At 38.4% G+C, this 20,854-nt stretch carries 19 protein-coding genes; 10 read left to right on the forward strand and 9 right to left on the reverse strand.

Annotated elements, in window-relative coordinates; genetic code table 11:
• Nucleotides 1–54: 54 nt before the first annotated feature.
• Entirely contained in the window at nt 55–1,176 is a 1,122-nt protein-coding gene (locus J0A69_RS09825; protein WP_206586382.1) for a glycoside hydrolase family 16 protein, read from the forward strand.
• 8 nt (nt 1,177–1,184) lie between these two features.
• Here the strand turns inward: J0A69_RS09825 and menD are convergent, their stop codons facing one another.
• Genes menD through J0A69_RS09840 form a run of 3 tightly spaced genes read right to left on the reverse strand, consistent with a single transcriptional unit; the run spans nt 1,185 to nt 4,504 of the window.
• Nucleotides 1,185–2,867, reverse strand: a complete 1,683-nt coding sequence (gene menD, locus J0A69_RS09830; RefSeq protein WP_206586383.1) for a 2-succinyl-5-enolpyruvyl-6-hydroxy-3-cyclohexene-1-carboxylic-acid synthase — start codon at nt 2,865–2,867, stop codon at nt 1,185–1,187.
• Nucleotides 2,864–4,081: a chorismate-binding protein gene (locus tag J0A69_RS09835; protein ID WP_206586384.1), complete on the reverse strand. Its 1,218-nt coding sequence runs from the start codon at nt 4,079–4,081 to the stop codon at nt 2,864–2,866. The genes menD and J0A69_RS09835 overlap by 4 nt, the downstream gene beginning before the upstream one ends.
• Entirely contained in the window at nt 4,082–4,504 is a 423-nt protein-coding gene (locus J0A69_RS09840) for a hotdog fold thioesterase (RefSeq protein WP_206586385.1), read from the reverse strand.
• A 52-nt stretch (nt 4,505–4,556) separates the two neighbouring features.
• Between J0A69_RS09840 and J0A69_RS09845 the strand changes: the two genes are divergently transcribed.
• Nucleotides 4,557–5,174 (forward strand): histidine phosphatase family protein, encoded by a 618-nt coding sequence (locus J0A69_RS09845; protein WP_206586386.1) that lies wholly within the window; start codon nt 4,557–4,559, stop codon nt 5,172–5,174.
• Here J0A69_RS09845 and J0A69_RS09850 read toward each other — a convergent pair.
• The 3 genes from J0A69_RS09850 to J0A69_RS09860 all read right to left on the reverse strand — a co-directional run bounded on the left by J0A69_RS09850 (nt 5,164) and on the right by J0A69_RS09860 (nt 7,567).
• On the reverse strand, nt 5,164–5,583 hold the full coding sequence (locus tag J0A69_RS09850; RefSeq protein ID WP_206586387.1) for a hypothetical protein: 420 nt from the start codon (nt 5,581–5,583) through the stop codon (nt 5,164–5,166). The genes J0A69_RS09845 and J0A69_RS09850 overlap by 11 nt on opposite strands.
• A 109-nt stretch (nt 5,584–5,692) precedes the next feature.
• On the reverse strand, nt 5,693–6,463 hold the full coding sequence (locus J0A69_RS09855; protein ID WP_206586388.1) for a zinc ribbon domain-containing protein: 771 nt from the start codon (nt 6,461–6,463) through the stop codon (nt 5,693–5,695).
• Nucleotides 6,464–6,466: 3 nt separating this feature from the next.
• Nucleotides 6,467–7,567 (reverse strand): Nif3-like dinuclear metal center hexameric protein, encoded by a 1,101-nt coding sequence (locus J0A69_RS09860; RefSeq protein WP_206586389.1) that lies wholly within the window; start codon nt 7,565–7,567, stop codon nt 6,467–6,469.
• Between the two features lie 41 nt (nt 7,568–7,608).
• On the opposite strand from J0A69_RS09860, the gene lpxK reads away from it, so the two are divergent.
• From lpxK to J0A69_RS09890, 6 genes are all read left to right on the forward strand, one after another.
• Nucleotides 7,609–8,658 carry a tetraacyldisaccharide 4'-kinase gene (gene lpxK, locus J0A69_RS09865; RefSeq protein WP_206586390.1) on the forward strand — a complete coding sequence of 350 codons (1,050 nt, stop codon included), beginning with the start codon at nt 7,609–7,611 and terminating at the stop codon, nt 8,656–8,658.
• Between the two features lie 4 nt (nt 8,659–8,662).
• Nucleotides 8,663–10,600, forward strand: a complete 1,938-nt coding sequence (locus tag J0A69_RS09870) for a putative porin (RefSeq protein ID WP_206586391.1) — start codon at nt 8,663–8,665, stop codon at nt 10,598–10,600.
• A gap of 1 nt (nt 10,601) precedes the next feature.
• Complete coding sequence (miaE, locus tag J0A69_RS09875) at nt 10,602–11,213, forward strand: tRNA-(ms[2]io[6]A)-hydroxylase (protein ID WP_206586392.1); 612 nt, start codon at nt 10,602–10,604, stop codon at nt 11,211–11,213.
• Between the two features lie 3 nt (nt 11,214–11,216).
• Nucleotides 11,217–11,699, forward strand: a complete 483-nt coding sequence (locus J0A69_RS09880) for a GyrI-like domain-containing protein (RefSeq protein ID WP_206586393.1) — start codon at nt 11,217–11,219, stop codon at nt 11,697–11,699.
• A gap of 120 nt (nt 11,700–11,819) precedes the next feature.
• The gene (locus J0A69_RS09885) at nt 11,820–13,064 is read left to right on the forward strand and encodes an ABC transporter permease (RefSeq protein ID WP_206586394.1); all 1,245 of its coding nucleotides are present in this window, start codon (nt 11,820–11,822) and stop codon (nt 13,062–13,064) included.
• A 117-nt stretch (nt 13,065–13,181) separates the two neighbouring features.
• Entirely contained in the window at nt 13,182–14,870 is a 1,689-nt protein-coding gene (locus tag J0A69_RS09890) for a GMC oxidoreductase (protein ID WP_206586395.1), read from the forward strand.
• Between the two features lie 29 nt (nt 14,871–14,899).
• On the opposite strand, the gene J0A69_RS09895 is transcribed toward J0A69_RS09890, so the two are convergent.
• Complete coding sequence (locus J0A69_RS09895; RefSeq protein ID WP_206586396.1) at nt 14,900–15,253, reverse strand: DUF805 domain-containing protein; 354 nt, start codon at nt 15,251–15,253, stop codon at nt 14,900–14,902.
• A gap of 275 nt (nt 15,254–15,528) precedes the next feature.
• Between J0A69_RS09895 and pnuC the strand changes: the two genes are divergently transcribed.
• Together pnuC and J0A69_RS09905 are read left to right on the forward strand one after the other, a co-directional pair.
• On the forward strand, nt 15,529–16,155 hold the full coding sequence (gene pnuC / locus J0A69_RS09900) for a nicotinamide riboside transporter PnuC (protein ID WP_206586397.1): 627 nt from the start codon (nt 15,529–15,531) through the stop codon (nt 16,153–16,155).
• Entirely contained in the window at nt 16,133–17,206 is a 1,074-nt protein-coding gene (locus J0A69_RS09905; protein ID WP_206586398.1) for an acyl-CoA dehydrogenase family protein, read from the forward strand. The genes pnuC and J0A69_RS09905 overlap by 23 nt, the downstream gene beginning before the upstream one ends.
• 40 nt (nt 17,207–17,246) lie before the next feature.
• Here the strand turns inward: J0A69_RS09905 and J0A69_RS09910 are convergent, their stop codons facing one another.
• Nucleotides 17,247–19,256 (reverse strand): alpha-amylase family glycosyl hydrolase, encoded by a 2,010-nt coding sequence (locus tag J0A69_RS09910; protein WP_206586399.1) that lies wholly within the window; start codon nt 19,254–19,256, stop codon nt 17,247–17,249.
• Between the two features lie 129 nt (nt 19,257–19,385).
• A complete protein-coding gene (gene mtaB, locus J0A69_RS09915) occupies nt 19,386–20,705 on the reverse strand; it encodes a tRNA (N(6)-L-threonylcarbamoyladenosine(37)-C(2))-methylthiotransferase MtaB (protein WP_206586400.1) in 1,320 nt (439 codons plus the stop codon).
• Nucleotides 20,706–20,854 lie beyond the last annotated feature (149 nt).

Consider the following 20,854-nt stretch of genomic DNA (forward strand, 5'->3'; position numbering starts at 1 on the left):
AAGATTCTTTTGGCTTAAGATATTATCTTGTATCCGAACCCAAAATAATTTTGAATGATGGAATTTCTCAAAAAATGCCTCTTCGTCCTCTCATGTTTATTTTTTTTAAATGCATGCTCAACTGGTGATGAAGTAGATGATCAAATAAAGACTATTTCAGATTTTGTATTGGAAGTTGAAAAGCTAGGTGATGGAGAAGTTCGGGCGACTTTTTCAGCAACAAATGCAAGTTTTTTTAAAATCAGCTTTGGTACATCAGGAGAAGTCCCCAAACGAGTCGATGGCAATTCAGCCACTTATAAATACACTGAAAAAGGAGATTACAATGTAGTTGTCCAAGCACATTCCACAGAATCAGATTTTGTAGTCAGTATAAAAAAGGTGACTATGAATACGGAAGCTTTAGGCTTAGGGCCAAATGCAGGATATGTCAGCCCTGACTCTTATGCAGGATATAAATTAGTCTGGGCAGATGAATTTAATTCATCATCGCTTTCTGAGGATTGGACGTTTGAACTTGGAGATGGGTGCCCAGACCTTTGCGGTTGGGGGAATCAAGAACTAGAATATTACAAAAAAGAAAATACCTCACTAGCAGATGGAAAACTTATCATAACTGCTAAAAGAGAATCAGTTAGTGTAAAGCAATACACTTCTTCAAGGTTGATCACTAAGGGAAAACAATCATTCACTTATGGTAGAATTGATATTAGGGCTATTCTACCGAAAGGCCAAGGGCTTTGGCCTGCTCTTTGGATGTTAGGAGAGAATATTGATGAGGTGAGTTGGCCAAAATGTGGAGAAATTGATATCATGGAACTGGTTGGCGGATCTACTGAAGATCGAGATAAAACCATTCATGGGACAGTTCACTGGGATAATGGTGGGAGTTATGCCAATTATGGAGGTAGCACGAAGCTTTCAACAGGAATATTTAACGACGAATATCATGTGTTTTCAATTAATTGGGATCCGCAAAAAATTGTGTGGTTACTCGATGGAGTTGAGTTTCATGTCATTGATATTACTCCAGCTGGACTTGATGAATTTCACAAGCCTATGTTTTTTATTTTCAATGTGGCAGTAGGTGGAATTTGGCCTGGAAACCCAGATGGGTCTACGATTTTTCCTCAAGAAATGAAAGTAGATTACGTACGAGTTTTCCAAAAAGAATAGCGCTAAGTTTATTTTAAAACTTCTGAGATTCTTTCTTTCACAGTCTTTATAATTTCATGATTATTTGGGCTCTCAGTTTCGATTTCCAAAATTTTTGGATGGATTCCCGGAGCATAAAAATCAGTCAATGCCTGGTCCAGTTCCTTTCTTGTTTGGACTTTTACATAGAAAAACCCAAACTCAGTTGCCAGATGCTGTGCATTTAGCTTTTGTTTAGTTTCAAAAAACTCTTCCAGTTCCGGTTGGTTTTTAGGCCCATCTATCATTCGGAAGATTCCTCCGGCATGGTTATTTAAAAGAACAATCCGAAGGTTTGGGATAGCATAATTATGCCAAAAAGCGTTCCTATCGTAAAAAAACGCCAAATCCCCGGTGATCAAAGTAACAGGGTCTTTGGTAGTAAATGTGCAGCCCACGGCAGTGGAATTGGATCCATCAATTCCGCTTGTTCCACGATTACAAAAAATTTCAGGATTTCTTTTCCCTAGAAAATTCAAGTAGCGCACCGCCATGCTATTTGCTACATGTATTTTTGAAAATGGCAGCACCTTTTTTAAAACCGCATTCAATGCACCATATTCCCCAAAATCCACTTCATCTAATACTATTGGTAGTGAATGAGAAACAGTTTGATCTAATGAATGCCATGCATGATGGTATTCAGGGTTTTGAGGTCTCAGGTTTTGACTCAACCAAAGCAAGAAATTTTTGGGTGAAATCGGCAAGATTTGAGATAAACTCTGATAAGTGTCTTTAGCTTCTCCATTTTCTTGAATATGCCATTGTGGCGCATCAGAGTTTCTAAGAAATAGCTTCAGTGATTTGGAAATAATAGACTTTCCGAAACTGATAATTAAATCAGGTTTTAGATTCTCGGAGATTTTTTCATTCCCCAACCAATGATCGTGAAAAGTGATTGTTTGCTCGGATTGCAAATTGGAAATCGTATCAGCGACAACCACTGCTTTTTGCTGAATGGACAATTGATCCAAAATTGATTGGAGAGTCGCATCAGATTTTTGTTGCCCAGGAACAATTACAAGATTTTGAACTGAAGCAAGGATGTTTTTCAAATTCAAAAAAGAATCCTCACTAAGCTGTAACGTACTTTTGGAGAGGTTGAAAATCCGAGGGTTTTCTGGAAAACTAATTACTTCACCTGCTTGGGGATAGAAAGGCTCTTTTAAAGGAATATTGATATGAACAGGTCCAGCAGGATACTTTTTTGCCAGGTTGATAGCTTCGTTGCTGATTCGATTGGCTAGCCATAAATCATCTTTTCCATTCACCTGATTTGGAAACTGATAACTCCCTTTTACATGCTTTCCATAGACTTCCGTCTGGAAAATAGTCTGTCCATCATATTGGTCGATCCATTCTTGTGGACGATCTGCAGTTAAGACAAGCAATGGGATTTCTTGAAAAAAAGCCTCAGCGATTGCTGGATAATAATTCAAAGCAGCTGAACCACTGGTGCAAACCAAAGCAACTGGTTTACCTAATTGCTGGGCCATGCCTAGTGCAATAAAGGCCGCAGCCCTTTCGTCAGAGATGGTTCGGGTATGGATTTCCGGATACCTTGCAAAAGCCAAAGTCAAAGGTGCACATCTGGAACCAGGGGATAAAATAACGTGCTGAACGCCTTTTTTGGCACAAACAGCTACTAAATCTATGATTTGCTCGAGAATCAAGTTGTAGGATTTTGGATGAATTTACCGATGATCTGGCATTTGAGTTCAGTTTCTTCCCATTCTTTTTCAGGATCGGAATCCTCCGTAACTCCGGCTCCAGCATATAAAATTGCTTGATTCTCAGAAAGGGAAGCTGTTCTCAAATTCACATAGATGGAGGTTTGATCTTGGATGTTTACAGGACCCAAAAATCCAGCGTAAAAAGAACGGTCAAATCCTTCATAAGCTTGTAAAAATTCATGGCTTTCTTTTCGGGGCATGCCACAAACAGCTGAAGTAGGGTGCAAAAGGTCCAACATAATGGATCCTAATTGAGGAAAGCCAGTTGCTTGCATGTCAATTTTAAAATCAGACCTCAAATGAAGCAGGTTTCCAGCAACCACTGTTTTAGGACCATGTTCTTCATATTCTCGCAATCTGATTTTTTTCAAACAAGAAACAATGTATCGACTGACCAATGCCTGTTCTTCAATTTCCTTTTGCGTCCAAGCTACTGTTTTCAGAGGATTATCACCTACGGCAGGCTGGGTTCCTGCCAAAGACATGGTATAGAAAATATCGCCTTTTGTCTCTATCAAAACCTCTGGAGAGGCACCCATCCAGGTTCCTACTTGAGGAATATGAAAGAAATTGATAAACGCAAAAGGATAGGATTTCATTAAGCTCAAAAGAGTCAAACTCAAGTTAAAATCTTCTGGGATAGCAATTTTCTTGGTTCTTGCAGGAACTACTTTTTCCATTTTACCACCAAGCACTGATTGCACTCCCATTTCTACCAAATGCATAAAATGAGCTTTGTCCTGACTTTCATCGATCCCTGTATTATAGGGATCCTGAGGAAGCTTAGAAAGCAAAGATTTTAATTCCTTTGGAGTTAAGAGACTTTCGTTTTCCAATCTGATTTTAGCCCATTCAGGCAATTCATCCCTTTCAAAAGGCCCATCTATTTGGATTTTCAGGTAATTATTGGCTTTGATGAAATATGCTTTTTTATCTTCCTGATCGGCAAAAGGATGAATGATAAACCCTGGATCAAGTTCCTCGATCGTGATTGGTACTTTCGTCGGAACCGTGCTATCATCCAATACCATCTCCACTGTATTGGATTTAGGTTTTCTCCAAATAGCAAATGAACCGCCGGAACTGAGTCCTAATTGTAAAAGGAGTTGGATTACTTCAGTTTGCGTATGATTCGTGGATACTTCCGTATTCATTTACTTTTTATCTATAATAGCAATTGTAATTCTACTGATGCAAGAAAGCTGACCCTGCTCATTGGTGATTTTGATTTCCCAAATCTGAGTGCTTTTCCCCACATGAATAGGAGTGGTGGTGCCTATCACGTAGCCAGATTTTACCGCCTTGATATGATTGGCATTTATTTCTAAACCCACACATGCTTGTTTCTCCACATCAATAGTCAATGAGCTCGCGATGCTACCTAGGGTCTCTGCTAAGACGACGTTTGCTCCCCCATGCAACAAACCCATTGGCTGTTTTGTTCGCTCGTCTACCGGCATTGTTGCGGAAATGGAATCTTCAGAAATCGCAGTAAAAATAATTCCCAAATGCGAGACCAAGGTATTTAAACTTTGATTATTCAATTCTTCGAGAGAAGGCTTTCGCTTAAATACCATGAAAATTAAAGTAAATGAGTTTTCTTTGGGATGAAGACAAAAATAGAGAATCTTGAATCGAAAAAAAATTTACCTGGTTAGGCACGGACAGACAGATTTTAACCTGAAGGGAGTTGTTCAGGGAAGTGGTATCAATGCGGATATCAACGAAACTGGGAGAAAACAAGCAGCATTATTTTTTGAGGCATACAAAGATGTTCCTTTTGATCAATTGTATCACACAGCATTAATTCGAACCAAACAATCCATTCAGGGATTTTTGGATTTGGGGATACCGGTAGAGACTTTACCGGAACTCAATGAAATTTCTTGGGGGGATTATGAAGGAACTCCAATGACACCAGATGAAAGTCAGTATTATGAACACATGCTAGGTCAATGGAAGTTGGGGAATTTAGACTATGCTATTGCTGGAGGAGAAAGCCCGAATATTGTGGCAGCTCGAATGATCAAAGGGATTGAAAAAATCATTAATGGCCCTGGTGAAACTATTCTGGTGTGTATGCATGGTAGGGCGATGAGGATATTTTTAAGCCTCATCATGAAACATGACTTAAGGCATATGGATAATTACGAGCACCAGAATTTATGCTTGTATTTATTGGAAGAAAAGGAGAATGGGGAATATGAAATATTGAAAAGAAATGATGTGAGCCACCTTAAGGCTTAAGGTCTGCTTTTGCAGTTTTATCATTCTTTCGTTGCTGCTGCAATTCTTCGTATTCTGAAAGGAAACTTTCCATTTCTTTTTGCCCTTCAGTCAAATCGAAAACACGGAAAGCAATATCTTGAAGTTTGAATTCTTTATTGTTTCCGACTTCTACTAAAAAATCACCCAAGAGACATTTGTCGATTTGTTGGGTGGGTACCTCTATCACCAAAGTGAGGTCAGAATTCCCAGTGTAGGATTTAGTTTTAAAGGCAGATGAAAATTGACTTTCTATATTTTTGATCGTTGTATTTAGTGATTTTAGCTCCTTCTGCTTGAAAATCACCATAAATGTCCTCGTATCATCATTTTTTGCAAATGCTGAAAGAGACATAAACATGATAATCGCTACTATTCCTAAACTTCTCATACCCTGTAAGGTACTAAAATAATGCCTGAATAAGCAAATGTCATTTGGGTAAAAAAAAGAAAACCCCAGAAAAAATCTTTCCGGGGTTTTATATGGATTCAAAAACTGATTAAGCTTTTGCTCTTTTCTTTTTTGTAGTAGCTGCTGGATCTTCCACTTCATCTTCAACACCTGCTAGGATTCTTCCGCAATGCTCACAAACGATCAATTTCTTCTTTTCACGAATGTCTGCTTGTCTTTGAGGAGGAACAGTGTTGAAACATCCACCGCAAGCACCTCTTTTAACCATTACTACTGCTAAACCATTTTTAGCGTTAGCTCTGATTTTAGTGTATGATTTGATCAATCGCTCATCTACTTTCTTCAGTGCTTTTTCTCTGTCAGCTTTCAATTTTGCTTCTTCAGACTCACTTTCAGAAATGATTGTGGACAATTCGCCGTTTTTCTGATCCAAATCCTTTTGACGATCTTTCATGATCGCACTTAATTCTTCAAGATCAATTTTCTTTTGGTCGATTTTTGCTCCAGCTTCAGCGATTTTTTTCTTTGAAACCTGAATTTCCAAGTCTTGCAATTCCAGCTCCTTGGTGATGGCATCGTACTCTCTGTTGTTACGCACGTTCATCTGCTGTTCCTGATACTTCTTGATCAGTTTTTCAGATTCTTTAATGCTTTCTTTGAGATTCTTGATGTCCTCTTCGTAAGCTTCAATCTCGGTTTGGAATTTATCCAAGCGGGTCTCGTAACCAGCGATCTCGTCTTCTAAGTCTTGAACTTCCTCAGGTAAGGCACCTCTCACTTTAATAAGAGCGTCAAGTCTTGAATCTATGAGTTGAAGGTTATGTATAGCCTCGAGTTTTTGTGCTACTGTACTTTCCATGTACTATCGGTAGGATGTGGGATTTGTAACTACTTTCGTCAAATAGAGTGCAATATTAGGAAAATTTTGTGACAATAGCTCTCCAAGTAATTCTTTTGTGAAAATTTCACTCTCATAATGTCCAATATCACAAAGAATTAGTTTGCCCTCTGTATCGAAAAACTCATGGTATTTCACGTCAGAGGTAATAAAAACATCAGCACCGGCTCTTTTTGCATCATTTAATAAAAATATTCCTGCTCCGCCGCAAACAGCTACTTTCTTGATTTTCTTTCCCAAAAGTGCCGTATGCTTGATGATTTGGAGTTCCATTTTGGATTTCATATAATCTAGGAATTCCACTTCATCCATACCAGTTTCCAATTCACCTACCATTCCGGCACCCACTTCCTGATTTTCATTTTCAAGGCTGGTTAGAAAATAAGCAACTTCTTCGTAAGGATGATTTTTCCTCATGGAGCCTAGTACTTTTCCAAATAGATGGTTTGGAACCAGGACTTCCACTTTTGTTTCTTCAACGGATTCTGGATTTCCTTTAGACCCAATAGCAGGATTTGCTTTTTCAGAAGGAGTGAAAGTTCCCAAACCTTCCGATTGAAAAGAACAATTTGAATATTCTCCGATTTTACCTGCTCCAGCCTTAAAAATTGCCTGAAGGACTTCTTCTTTGGAATTAGTGGGAACGAAGAATTCCAGTTTGCTGAGCAATTGCTTTTTTGGTTGAAGGATCTTGGTTTGTTGGAGACCTAATCGATCTGAAATTCTTTTATTGACCCCTGTTGCAACATGGTCTAGATTAGTATGGATAGCAAAAATCGCGATGTCATTTTTTAAGGCTTTGATCACTGTCCGCTCCACATAGTTTTTACCCGTAAAGCTTTTCAAACCCCGAAATACGATTGGGTGGTGTGCAACGATCAGATTTGCTCCTAAGCTGATAGCTTCCTCGACAACCTCTTCAGTACAATCTAAAGTACAAAGCACACCTTTTGCTTCCCAGTTTCGATCTCCAGTGATCAGGGTGGCATTGTCATAGGATTCTTGATAGGCTGGTGGCGCAATGGATTCTAACCACGAAATCAGTTCTCCAATCTTGTATCCCATAATTTTTCTGTTTATTTGATCAAAAATAGTAATTCTAAGGAATGCGCCCTTACGCTTTTTTGCTTTATCCATTTGCAGTGCTCTATGATTTGAGCACTTGGGTCAGAAACAGATTTTTTGACTGGGGCTGGTTGAAGAGTAAAAATACATCCATAACAAGTGTCCTAGTGGGCAACCTAAGTGTTGGAGGAACAGGTAAAACTCCAATGGTTGAACATTTGATTCGATTAACTCAGGATAGATTAAAGATCGCGACGCTGAGTAGGGGATATGGAAGAAAGACTTCTGGTTTTTTGAAAGCAGAAGTAGGGATGAAACCTTCTGATATCGGGGATGAGCCTTTTCAGATATTTCAGAAATTCAGTCAATCCATTTCCGTTTTTGTAGGAGAAAAGAGGGTGGAAGCCATGGCGAAAATAGCCTCTGATTTTCCAGAAACCGAACTCGTTATTTTAGACGATGCTTTCCAACACAGATATTTAAAAGCAGATTTTAATATTCTTTTGACCACTTTCGATAGACCTTTTACCAAGGATTTTTTATTGCCGATGGGCAGATTAAGAGAAAGTAGAAAAGGGGCAAATAGGGCTGATATAGTGGTAGTGACAAAATGCCCACAGCAGCTTTCGAAGGAAGAAAAAGCTAAGCTTACAGAGCAGATTAAAAACTATACCAAGCCCTTAACTCCAATTCTTTTTAGTGCCATTGGATATGGCGAAATCTATCCTATTAAAAATCAAGAGTTGGAATCCAAAAATGTGATTTTGCTGAGTGGAATTGCAAATGACAGCCATCTCAAATCACATGTTAGCCAAAATTTTAAGCTTCTGGAAACTTTAAAATATCCGGATCATCATGAATATGGGGGAGAGGATTTTAAGAAAATACAAGAGGTGTTTTCAAAATATTCTCATCAAAAGCCTGTTTTAGTAACGACTGAAAAAGATGCGGTAAAAGTTAAATCCAATGCACCGGAAGGATTTCTGGCAGAAATTCCGATTTTTGTTCTGCCAATCGAGGTGATCTTTTCACCTGAAGATGCACAACTACTAGCAAGTCTTATCGATCAGGTAATTCTTCAAAAGAAATAAATTGGTGAAAATCAGAGTTTTAAGTCTATTCTTGTTTTTGACACTGTGCCAAGTTCACAGTCTTTTTGCCCAGCGACCTATTGGGACGAATCCTAATCAGGCAAGAAATAGAGAACTTGTAAATCAAGAAGGAGAGGAAGAGGAATTAGAGGGAAGAAGAACCTTGCTTGATGATAGTACCAAACAAGTTTATGGGCCTAAAACAAGCTTGTATTATTTCGAAAAGGATATCAAAAGAAATAATCTGATTCTTTACCCTCAGGACACCTCATTGACCAATTTCCATAATTACGATCCAGTTTCGAAAAGTGGCTGGAAATATCAGGATCTTGGAAATATCGGAAGTGCATCCAAATCTGTTTACTATCAAATCCCGGAAGTCATAGGAACGAGATCAGGCTATTCAGCCTATGATCTTTATTACCAAAGTCCTGAAAACAAAAAGTATTTTGACACCAAATCTCCCTTTACCGAGATGTCGGCTTTTTTTGGGGGAGGAAACAGGAATATGCTGGATATAGCTTTTGCCAGAAACATCAATCCCAGATGGAATGTAGGCTTTGATTTTCATACCATAAAAGCTAGAAAAACCCTTAATCCAGTCGCTAGAGATGATAACATGGTGGAGCAGACGTCCTATTCGCTTCATACCAATTATCGATCAGAAAATGGGAAATATTGGTTTCTTGGGAATTTTTCCCGGATGAGACATAAGGTGAATGAAATTGGAGGGATTATTCCTCCGGAAATTGATTCAACCTCGGTTTACTTTACCTATGAAGATGCCAAAGTGTGGCTTAGAAATACCCAAGCTCGGGATCTGAGGCAGGACTACCATTTTTACCATGAGTATAAGGTTGAAGATGGTTTACAGATTTACCATGTCTTTGACAGGAGAAGTCAGGATATGACTTTTGAAACCAATTTACTGACAGATGACTCCAATTATTTTCCATCGGCCAGATTAAACGATCAGGATACCATTTCGAGGAATTTCAATGAGTTCAAGGAATTCCGAAATGAAGTTGGTTTCAAAGGTACTTTTGGCGGATTTTTTTACAATGCTTACGGTAAGTTCAGAACTGGCCGGATGAAGAATAAATTTTTTGATGAGGATGATAAGTTTAATGAGGTTTATCTAGGAGGTCAACTTATCGGGAAAATTTCCGACAAATGGTCTTTAACAGCTGATGGTGAATATTTACTTCCTGGAGCCTACCGATTACATGGAGTTTTCGTTTCTCCTTGGCTTGAAGTAGAATACACCAAAGCCCTTTATAAGCCTACCTCTGTCCAACAGATTTATAGAGGTAATTTCTACCAATGGGAAAATGATTTTGACAATACTGGGGTAGATCAGGTCAAAGGAACTGTTATCCTGAACTTTGATAAAATCCGATTAAGACCTAGTCTGACAATCAACAGAGTGAATAACTATATCTATTTCAATGAAGATCGGGTTGCAGCTCAAAACTCAGGAGAGGCATTTATGCTGATGCCAGGTCTGATCGCAAACTTCCAGATTGGAAAAAAATTCAGATGGGATAATGAGCTGATCTTTACACAGGTTACAGGTGCAGGATCAGATGCTTTTAGAATTCCTAAGTTTTATGCAAATAGTAAATTCTATTTTGATAGCCCGGCTTTCAACGAAAATGTTTTTATCCAAATGGGGATAGATTTCAGGTATAAATCTGATTATTATGCGGATGCCTATTTTGCTTCTACCCAGCAGTTCAATATCCAGAATGATTTTAATATTTATGCCTATCCTGTAGTGGATGTATTTTTGAATTTCCGAATTAATAGAACTCGGGTTTTATTTAAATACAACCATCTCAACGCAGGCATGATGAATCAAGAAGGGTATTTTGTAACGCCTGATTATACCGGATACAAATCATTTTTAGACCTGGGGATTACCTGGTATTTATTTGATTAATATGAGTTGGGAAGAAAGTACAAGACAGAAAATGCTTCATTTGAAGCTTCCGACAGATCCAAGGTGGGTGAATATTGCCGAAATGAAGATTGGAGATATCCTGACGGATCATGCCTATTGTGAGCAAAAGGCAGCCTCTTCCTGTATCAGTTTGATTCTTAGATTTTTTGACTTGCCCGAACTGGTAGATACCCTGACGCCGATTGTTGCGGAAGAATGGGGCCATTTTGAAAGAGTTCTGGAGCAAATTAGAAAACGGGATCTGAATTTCGGGGAACCAAGAAAAGATGAATACGTGATGCGTCTCCAAGGATTTGTAAAAAAAGGTGGAAACCGAGCTCAACAATTGACCGAAGTGTTATTGCTTAATGCATTGATCGAAGCTAGAAGTTGTGAGCGATTTAAGTTGCTCTCGAAAAATATTCAAGATGAGGAGCTGCAGAAATTCTACTATGAATTGATGATTTCTGAAGCAGGTCATTATGTTACTTTTATTGAATTAGCCAGAAAATACCAAGACCCTGAAAAGGTAAATGCCAGATGGCAGGAGTGGTTGGATTTTGAAGCTGAGGTGCTGAAAGAAATAGGAATCCGAGGGGACAGAATGCATTGATAAATGAAGATCTTAATCTCAGAGATAACCAATAAAAAGCTGTTTGGCAGCAGTATTCAAACAAGTTTCGCAAAACAAGAAACGTCAAAGCTTTGGAGACCATTCAGAGCGAAAATTGCCATCTCACCCTTTCTTAATCCCAAAAAATTCTATTCCATTCAACGCTACGGTTCTGAAATGAAAATAGGTGTTTTAGGAATGGACACACTTTTTGAAAAAATTGCTGCTTTTGAAATAGAGGAAGGAGAGCATCCTGAGGGTTTTGAAGAAATAAATTTAGAAGGTGGATTGTACGCGGTCTTTGAGCATCAAGGTTCGGCATTGGATTTTCAGAAAAGCTTGCAGAATTTTCTTGAAAATTGGCTTCCCGGTTCAGGCTATGAACTCGATTCGAGAAACCATTTTGAAACCTTCGACGAAAATTATGATCCCTTTTCTGCTAATTCCGTTGAATTGGTTTGGATCCCCATAAAACGCTTGGAATAGCTTATTTAAAGGGGTTAATCCTTAATTTTTGCTAAGCTTTAGTCAAATCAAGGTGAATTGATTATACTTAAAATTAATTAACCAGGAAAATTAAAAAACCTGTTCCAATTCGGACAACTTATGAATTTGATCGAAAATATTCGCGAAGCTTTAAACTCTGTAAAAGTCAATCTTCTTAGAACCATTTTAACTGGGGCAATTATTGCCATTGGTATTTCTTCTTTAGTTGGGATGCTGACTGCGATTGATGGAATAAAAACTCAAATTGCCGATAGTTTTTCTGGTTTGGGAGCGAACTCTTTTGATATCAGAAACAAAGGTTTTTCGGGTGGTAGAGCTATCCAACAGGGAGTTACAGAGAAAACTTATCCAAAAATTACTTACAGAGAAACCCAGGCTTTTAAAGAAGAGTACAGCACGATTGGAATTTCGACAGTTTATACTAGAGTAGCAGGTGCTGCAGAAATAAAGAAGGGATCCAAAAAGACTGATCCTAACTCTAGAATTACTGGTGCAGATGAAAACTATTTGAATATCAAAGCGATGAAAATCGAAAATGGTAGGAATTTCAGTAATCTTGAGGTTCAATATGGAAATAACGTTTGCGTAGTAGGAACCGAGATTATCAAAACTCTTTTTGAACCTAATGAAGATCCTATCAATCAAAAAATTACAGTTTTCGGAAGACCGTATACGATTGTTGGAGTTTTGGAAGAGCAAGGTGGAGTTGGGCAGGATCAAGGAGCCGATAGACAAGTGATCATTCCGATTGAGAACGCAAGCAGACTAGACAGAACTGGCAATTTCAATTATAACATCACGGCTTTGAGTTCTGATGGGACAAAAATCGAGTATGACATGGGCCAGGCAACTGGGATGATGCGAAAGATCCGTCAAGACCGTGTTACGACGGAAGACTCCTTTGATTTAACAAAGAGTCAGTCTGTAGCAGAAAGTTTGGAAGAAGTGGCAGGCTACTTAAGAATGGGTGGTTTTGGAATAGGATTTATTACGCTTTTGGGTGCATCTATAGGGTTGATGAATATTATGCTGGTTTCAGTTACAGAAAGAACAAGAGAAATCGGAATCAGAAAAGCTTTAGGAGCTACTCCTTTAAGAATTCGTCAGCAATTTCTTTTAGAGGCTATAATGATTTGTATTCTTGGGGGAATTATGGGGATGATCTTGGGAATAGGAATTGGAAACCTCATCGCATTGGTAATTGGAGTTGGAGGGTTTTTGATACCTTGGCTTTGGATGGTCGTTTCATTTATGATTTGCATTTTAGTAGGCCTGCTTTCAGGTTATATTCCTGCCTCTAAGGCAAGCAGATTGGATCCAATTGAATCTTTGCGCTACGAATAAATAGTTGTTTTATTTAAATCATTCATAAAACCTCCAACAGATTTTTTGGAGGTTTTTTATTTTTTAATGCACTATAAAAACCTTGGCAATTGATTGGTATACCTTTATTTTTCAGGAATGAAGTCGAATGAATTTGATGCAATTGTAATTGGTTCTGGAATCAGTGGAGGCTGGGCTGCCAAGGAGCTTTGTGAGAAAGGAATGAAAACCCTTGTTCTTGAGCGGGGTAGGGATGTGGAGCACTTGAAAGATTACCCAACCATGACTGCTGCTCCTTGGGAAATGCCTCATAGAAACCAAATTCCCAGAGCCGATAAAATTGAAAACCCAGTTGTAAATCGTTGTTATGCATACAAAGAGGATACGGCACATTTTTTTGTAAAAGATATTGAGCATCCTTATGTCCAAGAAAAACCATTTGATTGGGTACGCGGCTATCAGGTAGGTGGTAAATCTTTGATCTGGGCAAGACAAACGCAACGTTGGAGTAAATATGATTTTGAAGGTCCGGCGAGAGATGGCTTTGCTGTGGATTGGCCGATTCGTTATGATGATGTAGCACCTTGGTATAGTTACGTCGAAAAGTTTGTTGGAATTAGCGGAAGCTATGAAGGTTTGGAAACGCTACCTGATGGTGAGTTTTTGAAAGCTTGGGAAATGAACTGCGTGGAAAAAGAAATTCAGAAACGAATTAAAGAATCTTATTCCGATCGCGATGTCATTATAGGTAGATGTGCCCACTTGACAGAACCAAAAGAAGTTCATTTGGCACAAGGAAGAGGACAATGTATGGCTAGAAATCAATGCTACAGAGGTTGTCCTTTTGGAGGTTATTTCAGTTCTAATTCATCCACTTTGCCTCATGCTGCAAAAACTGGGAATTTGACTTTGAGGCCGGATTCAGTTGTTCAATCCTTGATCTATGATGATCAAAAAGAAAAAGTAACTGGTGTAAGAATTGTGGATCGAGTCACGAAAGAGTCGATGGAGTATTTCGCAAAAATAATTTTTGTAAACGCCGCTGCGCTGAATTCAAATCTGATTCTTTTGAACAGTACTTCTAAGCGCTTTCCGAATGGTTTAGGAAATGATGCTGGGATTTTGGGAAAATATATTGCCTTCCATAATTACCGAGGTTCTTTAAACGCCAGTTTCGAAGGTTTTAACGATGAATATTATTTTGGGAGAAGACCAACAGCGGTGATGATGCCAAACTTTAGAAATGTCAAAAAACAGGAAATGGATTTTCTTAGGGGTTACATGACATTTTATTCTGCAGGAAGAGCTGGTTTTGGGCATGCAGATGCACCATTCGGCCCGGAATTTAAAAGTGAGAATTCGAAACCAGGGCCTTGGTCTGTATATATGATGATGCAAGGAGAAACTATTCCCAAAGAATCAAATCAAGTTACTTTAAGCTCGACTGCTCAAGATGAATGGGGGATCCCTTTATTGCAGATTTCTGTAGACTACGATGAGAATGATGAGAAAATTCTCAGGGATTTTCATGAACAAGGAGAGGAGATGCTGATAAAAGCTGGTTGTACCAATATCAGAAAATCAGATAGCAAACAATCTCCGGGATTGGATATTCATGAAATGGGAGGGGTCAGAATGGGAAGAGATCCCAAAACATCCCTTTTGAATGCTTTTAATCAAATGCATTTGGCACCAAATGTTTTCGTCACAGATGGAGCATGCATGACTTCTACAGGTACTCAAAATCCATCGATTACCTACATGGCACTGACTGCTAGGGCAGTTGATTATGCAGTGAAAGAATTGAAACGGGCAAATATCAAATAAAAAGTCCCATCATTAATGGGACTTTAGTCTTATATAATATCTGTTTTTCTAGGATCAGGGCCGTATTCATTAGGACCATCTTGTCCTTTTTTTGCTGCCAGCCATATGAAGCCAATAAAATTGACTGGGGGAGGGATCAAAAGGTATAAAGCATATTTCCAATCCATTCCGATGTCATGGAACCTTTTGATAGCTTGAATCAGCAAAACAATGATTGATGCTATTAATATTATTGAAAAAGAAAAGAAGGTAGGCCAAGCTTCTTGATTGTATGCTTGCCACATCATCATCAAGCTTAAAATATTGGTGAAGTAAAAAAACATAAACAGCACCAAATATTTTCTTCTGCTAATTCTTCCTTCTGGTTTAAAGATAGTACTCATAACTATTTAACAAGTTAGAAGTCGGATTGTTTAAAATTTTCCTTTTTTAAATTTTCTGCCTCAGAATGTCAAATCGGCTTCCCTTGTTTGTTTTTAACTTTTCAAAACTTATTTATTCCCTATATTAGTAGTCTCAATTAAGGGGTGCCCTAATATTTCGGGCTGAGATCATACCCATCGATAAGCAATTATCGAGCACCTGATCCGGGTAATGCCGGCGTAGGGATTAGATTACTGTTCTCCCTTTTTTGAATAATGACTTAAAAATTATTCAAATGGAAATTAAAATTGGAATGGATCTGCTCGTAAAGCAGATACAAGAAACAAGCGTGCTCGAATGGCTCGCAGTCACATTTGGTGTGACGGAGGTTCTATTGGCTAGAAAGAACAATGTTTTGCTTTATCCTGCCGGAATTATTGGGATTTTATGCTCCTCTTTTCTGCTGATAGTTGCAAAGCTTTATGCAGAAACATTACTCCACGCCTACTATTTGGTCATGAGTATTTATGGCTGGGCAATTTGGAAAAGTAAGTCGGAAATGGGGGCTCCAAAGATTTCTGAAAGCACCAGTAAGGACAAGAAAATTACTTGGATGATCGCTATCGGTGGCTATGCATTTTTATATTTTATGCTGACCAGATTCACTGATTCGGATGTACCAGTTTTAGATGCTTTTGTTTCCTCTACAGCTTGGGCAGGAATGTGGCTTTTGGCAAAAAGGAAATTGGAGAATTGGATTTGGCTGAACGTTTCTAATTTGGTGGCGATTCCTTTACTTTTTCATAAACAACTCATCCTCTTATCCTTATTGACTTTATTCCTATTTATCGTTGCGATTTTTGGGTATTTGGATTGGAAAAAAGAACTAAAAAGACAAAATGAAGCAGTTAGCCATATTTAATCAAGAACAAGCTGCTCTGGCGGAAAAGTCAGGTCAACTGACTGATGAGTGGCTGCAGGCAATTTATAAAGAGAAGTACTTTAAACTTTTTGTACCAAAGGAATTGGGTGGTTTAGGTTGTAATTTGACAGATGCTCTTGTAATTGAAGAAAATCTGGCTCGGATAGATGGGAGCCTGGGTTGGACAATAACTCTTTGTGCAGGAGCTGCATGGTTTGTCGGATTTATGGATGAAAACCTGCGGGAGGAAGTCTTTAAAAGAAAGGATTCATGTCTGGCAGGAAGTGGTTTTGTAGGTGGAAAAGCGAATAAAGTAGGTCAAGAACACCAGATTTCAGGAAGTTGGACTTATGCTTCTGGAGCATTGCATGCCACTCATTTTACTGCAAATTGTGAGATTTTGGAAAATGGAATTCCCCTTTTGGATAAAAAAGGGAAGCCAGTTATCAAAGCTTTTCTGATCGATCGAAAGGATGTGACAATTTTAGATGGCTGGAATTATATGGGTATGATTGCCACTGGAAGCCATGCGTTTAAAGTTGAAAATCTGAAAGTTTCACTTGAAAAGTGTTTTGAGATTATCCCCGAAAAAGCCCAGGTTGAAGATCCTATTTATCAATATCCCTTTTTGCAATTTGCAGAAGCCACACTTGCAGCTAATATTCTGGGTATTTCTTTTCATTTATTTGAATTGATAGAAGACTCTTTTTGGAAGCGTCATGAATACAGAAAGTATGATAAAAAGCATCTAAAATTTTTCAAGAAGCTGAGTGAGAATAAAAAAGAGAAGTTGGAAAAAATCAAAATTGCGTTTTATAAGCAAGTGGATAGTTCCTATCAAGAACTGACCGAGAAAGGTGAAATCAGTGGCAAAACACTTAAAAAAGTTAGCAAGATTGCCAGAAAGTTAACTCAGACTTGCAGAGAAATCAATTCAAGAATGTATCCCTTTTCAGGTTTAGAAGCAGCAAAAACCCATACAGAATTAAATAGGGTCTGGAGGGATTTCAATACAGTGAGCCAACATGCCTTATTGATCTTTCCTTTTTAAAAGAAAAGCACAAATTGAATTAATGATTTTCAACTTTCAATCATTGTCTTTCCAGAACTAGCATGGTCCTGTTTGGAAGATATAATAATAGATTTTGATCTTTATCAGTGAAGTACTCGACTGATTTATCCAATCTTTCAAAGCCACCAAAAGCTTTCTCATCTGAATCCAAAATTATCTTATATGAACCAGGACTGGGTAAATGGATTGGGAATCCGAAAAATGATTCTGTAGGGTGGAAAGAAAAAACAAAAATCAAATTCGCCCGCTCATATGCAATGATTTTCTTATTGGGGTCCAAATAAAGCTGTACCGCATGTTTAGACGCCAGGACTTGATACTTGGTTCCTAAACTTGTCATTGCTTTATCCCATGCTCCCAACTGACCATAGCGCAGTAATGGATCATCCACCAAAGACCATTGCCTTCGCGCGTATTGATAGCTCCAATCATTCCCTTCTCTAGGGAAATCCACCCATTCCGGATGTCCAAATTCATTTCCAATAAAATTCAAATAACCCTCACCACCCAAAGAGAATGTGATCATTCGGATCATTTTATGCAGGGCAATACCGCGATCCACCACTAGGTTTTGCTGAAGCAAAGACATGCTAAAATACATCTCCTTATCCATCAGCCAGAAAGCAAGCGATTTATCACCCACTAGGGCTTGGTCATGGCTTTCTGCATAAGCAATAGATCGTTCTTTAATAGGGCGATTTGATAGTTGGTGCCAAAGCTCAAACATATCCCATTCTTCATCTTGCTTATGTTTCAGCGTCTTGATCCAGTAATCTGGTACTCCCATGGCCATTCTAAAATCAAATCCGATTCCTCCATCTTCGATTTTTCTCGATAATCCAGGCATGCCGCTCACATCTTCAGCGATAGAAAGGCTATTTGGCTGAAGTTGGTGAATTAATGAGTTGGCTAATTGGAGATAAAGGATGGCTTCCTCATCAATATTTGAGTCAAAATAGAGATCTACATTATCGAAATCCATGAAAAGCCCGTGGTGCAAATACATGATCGATGTGACCCCATCAAACCGGAATCCATCGATATGAAACTCCTCCATCCAATAGCGGATGTTACTCAACAAAAACTGCTGGACTTCGGGTTTATTGTAATCAAAAACTTTGGAATCCCATCCTTCATGGTAGCCTCTCGGTCCAGGGTGGAAATATTGATGATCGCTGCCATCAAATTCATTAATGCCTTCATTTACATTTTTGACAGCATGGGAATGGACAATATCCATAATTACTGCAATTCCCATTTCGTGAGCTTTATCGACGAGCGACTTCAGCTCTTCAGGTGTTCCAAAACGGGATGTTGGTGCAAAGAAGTTGGAAACATGGTACCCAAAAGAACCATAATAGGGGTGCTCCATGATGGCCATGAGTTGAATCGTATTGTATCCCGCTTTTTTTATTCTTGGTAGAATTTCCGTCTCAAATTCCTTGTAAGTGCCGATTCCAAGTTTTTCCTGCGCCATTCCAACATGGCATTCATAAATCAGGGGTTGCTTAAAGCTATTAGCGGCAGAGAATTCTGAATCCATCCATTTAAATTTTTCACCAAACCATAACTGACCGGCGAAATCATGTGATTTTTCGTCTTGAACCACTCTCCTTATATATACAGGGATTCTATCAAGTGCATTCTTTGGAGAAATCACATGGACTTTAACTTTGCTGCCATGTAAGAATCGATCTTTGTATTGATCAAAAGGGAGGAAAATTTCCCAATCTCCCCTCGGATTTTTCTTCATTGGATGGGAGCGTCTGTCCCAATTGTTGAAATCACCAAAAAAATAAAGTTCATCGGCAGCAGGAGCCCATTCTCGGTAGACCCAGCCATTTCTCAATGGTTCGAAGTGAATCCCATAAAACTCATGGATTCGGGCATATTCTAAAATACTACCGCTATGCTGCTCAATTTCTTTTTTTGCAGATTGAAACTTATCAAACCGATTTTGAATTTTGGCAGCATACTTTTCTAGCCAAGGCTCGTCTTTTAGTATGGGAAGTACTTCGGGTCCTTTCACAAAAATGATTTTTAGCTTGGCTGAATTTAGAAAAATTGCTGGGCATTAATAGTAAAAAAATCAGCTTCATCTATTCAATTTTGAATTCGAACAGATAAAGCTGATTTACAAAAGTAGGATTAAGATTGTTTAGTGCTTTTCGTAGACCATTTCTGGTTCTAAAACTTCTACATTCCCTTGCTCATTAATTTGATCCAAAGTCACCAATTTCATTTCATTAATCAGCACTGGGTCGTATTTAGCGGCTACACGGATATAGTTTTCAGTAAATCCATGCATTTTTCCATTTTCGACATCTTCCTCAAACAAGACGGTAAAAGTTTTTCCTAGATTCTCCTCATAAAACTTCCTTCTTTTCTTCTCGGAAAGAATTCGCAGCATTTTGGAGCGTTCATTTCGTTTTTTAATAGGAACAACTCCATCCATTTCTACTGCTCGAGTATTTGCTCTTTCCGAATAAGTGAATACATGGAGGTAAGAAATCGGAAGTTCATTCAAGAAATTATAAGTTTCCAGAAAAAGCTCATCTGTTTCACCAGGGAAGCCTACAATCACGTCCACACCGATACAAGCATGAGGCATCAAAGTTTTGATTTTGGAAACTCGGTCCTCATAAAGTTCTCTTAGATACCTTCTTCCCATTTTCCGAAGAATAGTGTTGGATCCAGATTGGAGAGGAATATGGAAGTGCGGAACAAACCTTTTGGAGGTGGCAGCAAAACTGATAATCTCATTAGTCAAGAGATTTGGTTCGATAGAAGAGATTCTAAAGCGGCTAATTCCCTCTACCTCATCTAGCGCGTAAACTAAGTCAGCAAATTTTTCATTTCGTTTGCCATCAACAATTCCGAAATCACCAATATTAACTCCTGTCAAAACAATTTCCTTCACATCGGTTCCAGCGATTTCCCGAGCAGATGCCAATACACTTTCTATTGTATTGCTTCGGCTTTTTCCACGAGCTAAGGGGATGGTACAAAAAGCACAGCCATAATTACAGCCATCTTGAACTTTCAAGAATGTTCGGGTTCTATCGTTGATGGAGTATGCATTATTAAAGGTGGTGGCTTCTTGAATTTCTGAAGCAAGAACTTTCGTTTCTTGGGCTTTAGCAAAATCATCCAAAAGCTCAATAAGTCTAAATTTCTCTGCTGCTCCAAGGACAGCATCCACACCTTCAATTTCTGAAATTTCTCTTGGTTTCAGTTGGGCGTAACAACCGATGATGGTCACATAAGAATTAGGCGAAATCTTCTTAGCTTCTTTGACAATCTTTTTACACTTCTTGTCTGCATTTTCTGTCACAGAACAGGTGTTGATAATGAAAATGTCAGGATTTTCCTGAAAATCCACTTTTAAATACCCTTTCTCTTCAAATTGTCTACTGATAGTAGATGTTTCAGAGAAATTGAGTTTACAACCCAGTGTATAGAATGCTACCTTTTTCACGATGACGCTCCTTCTTAATTAGTTTGCAAAGGTAATTAAACTCTGCTTGTTTTCAATTTTCCAATTTGAAGACTGAAATGCAGTTTTTTTACGGTTTTGGTGTCAAATACATCGTGATTTTTTGAAAAAACTGTAAATTTTTTAAAAAA

The sequence above is a fragment of the Algoriphagus pacificus genome, assembly GCF_017254845.1.
GTDB classification, from domain to species: Bacteria; Bacteroidota; Bacteroidia; order Cytophagales; family Cyclobacteriaceae; genus Algoriphagus; species Algoriphagus pacificus.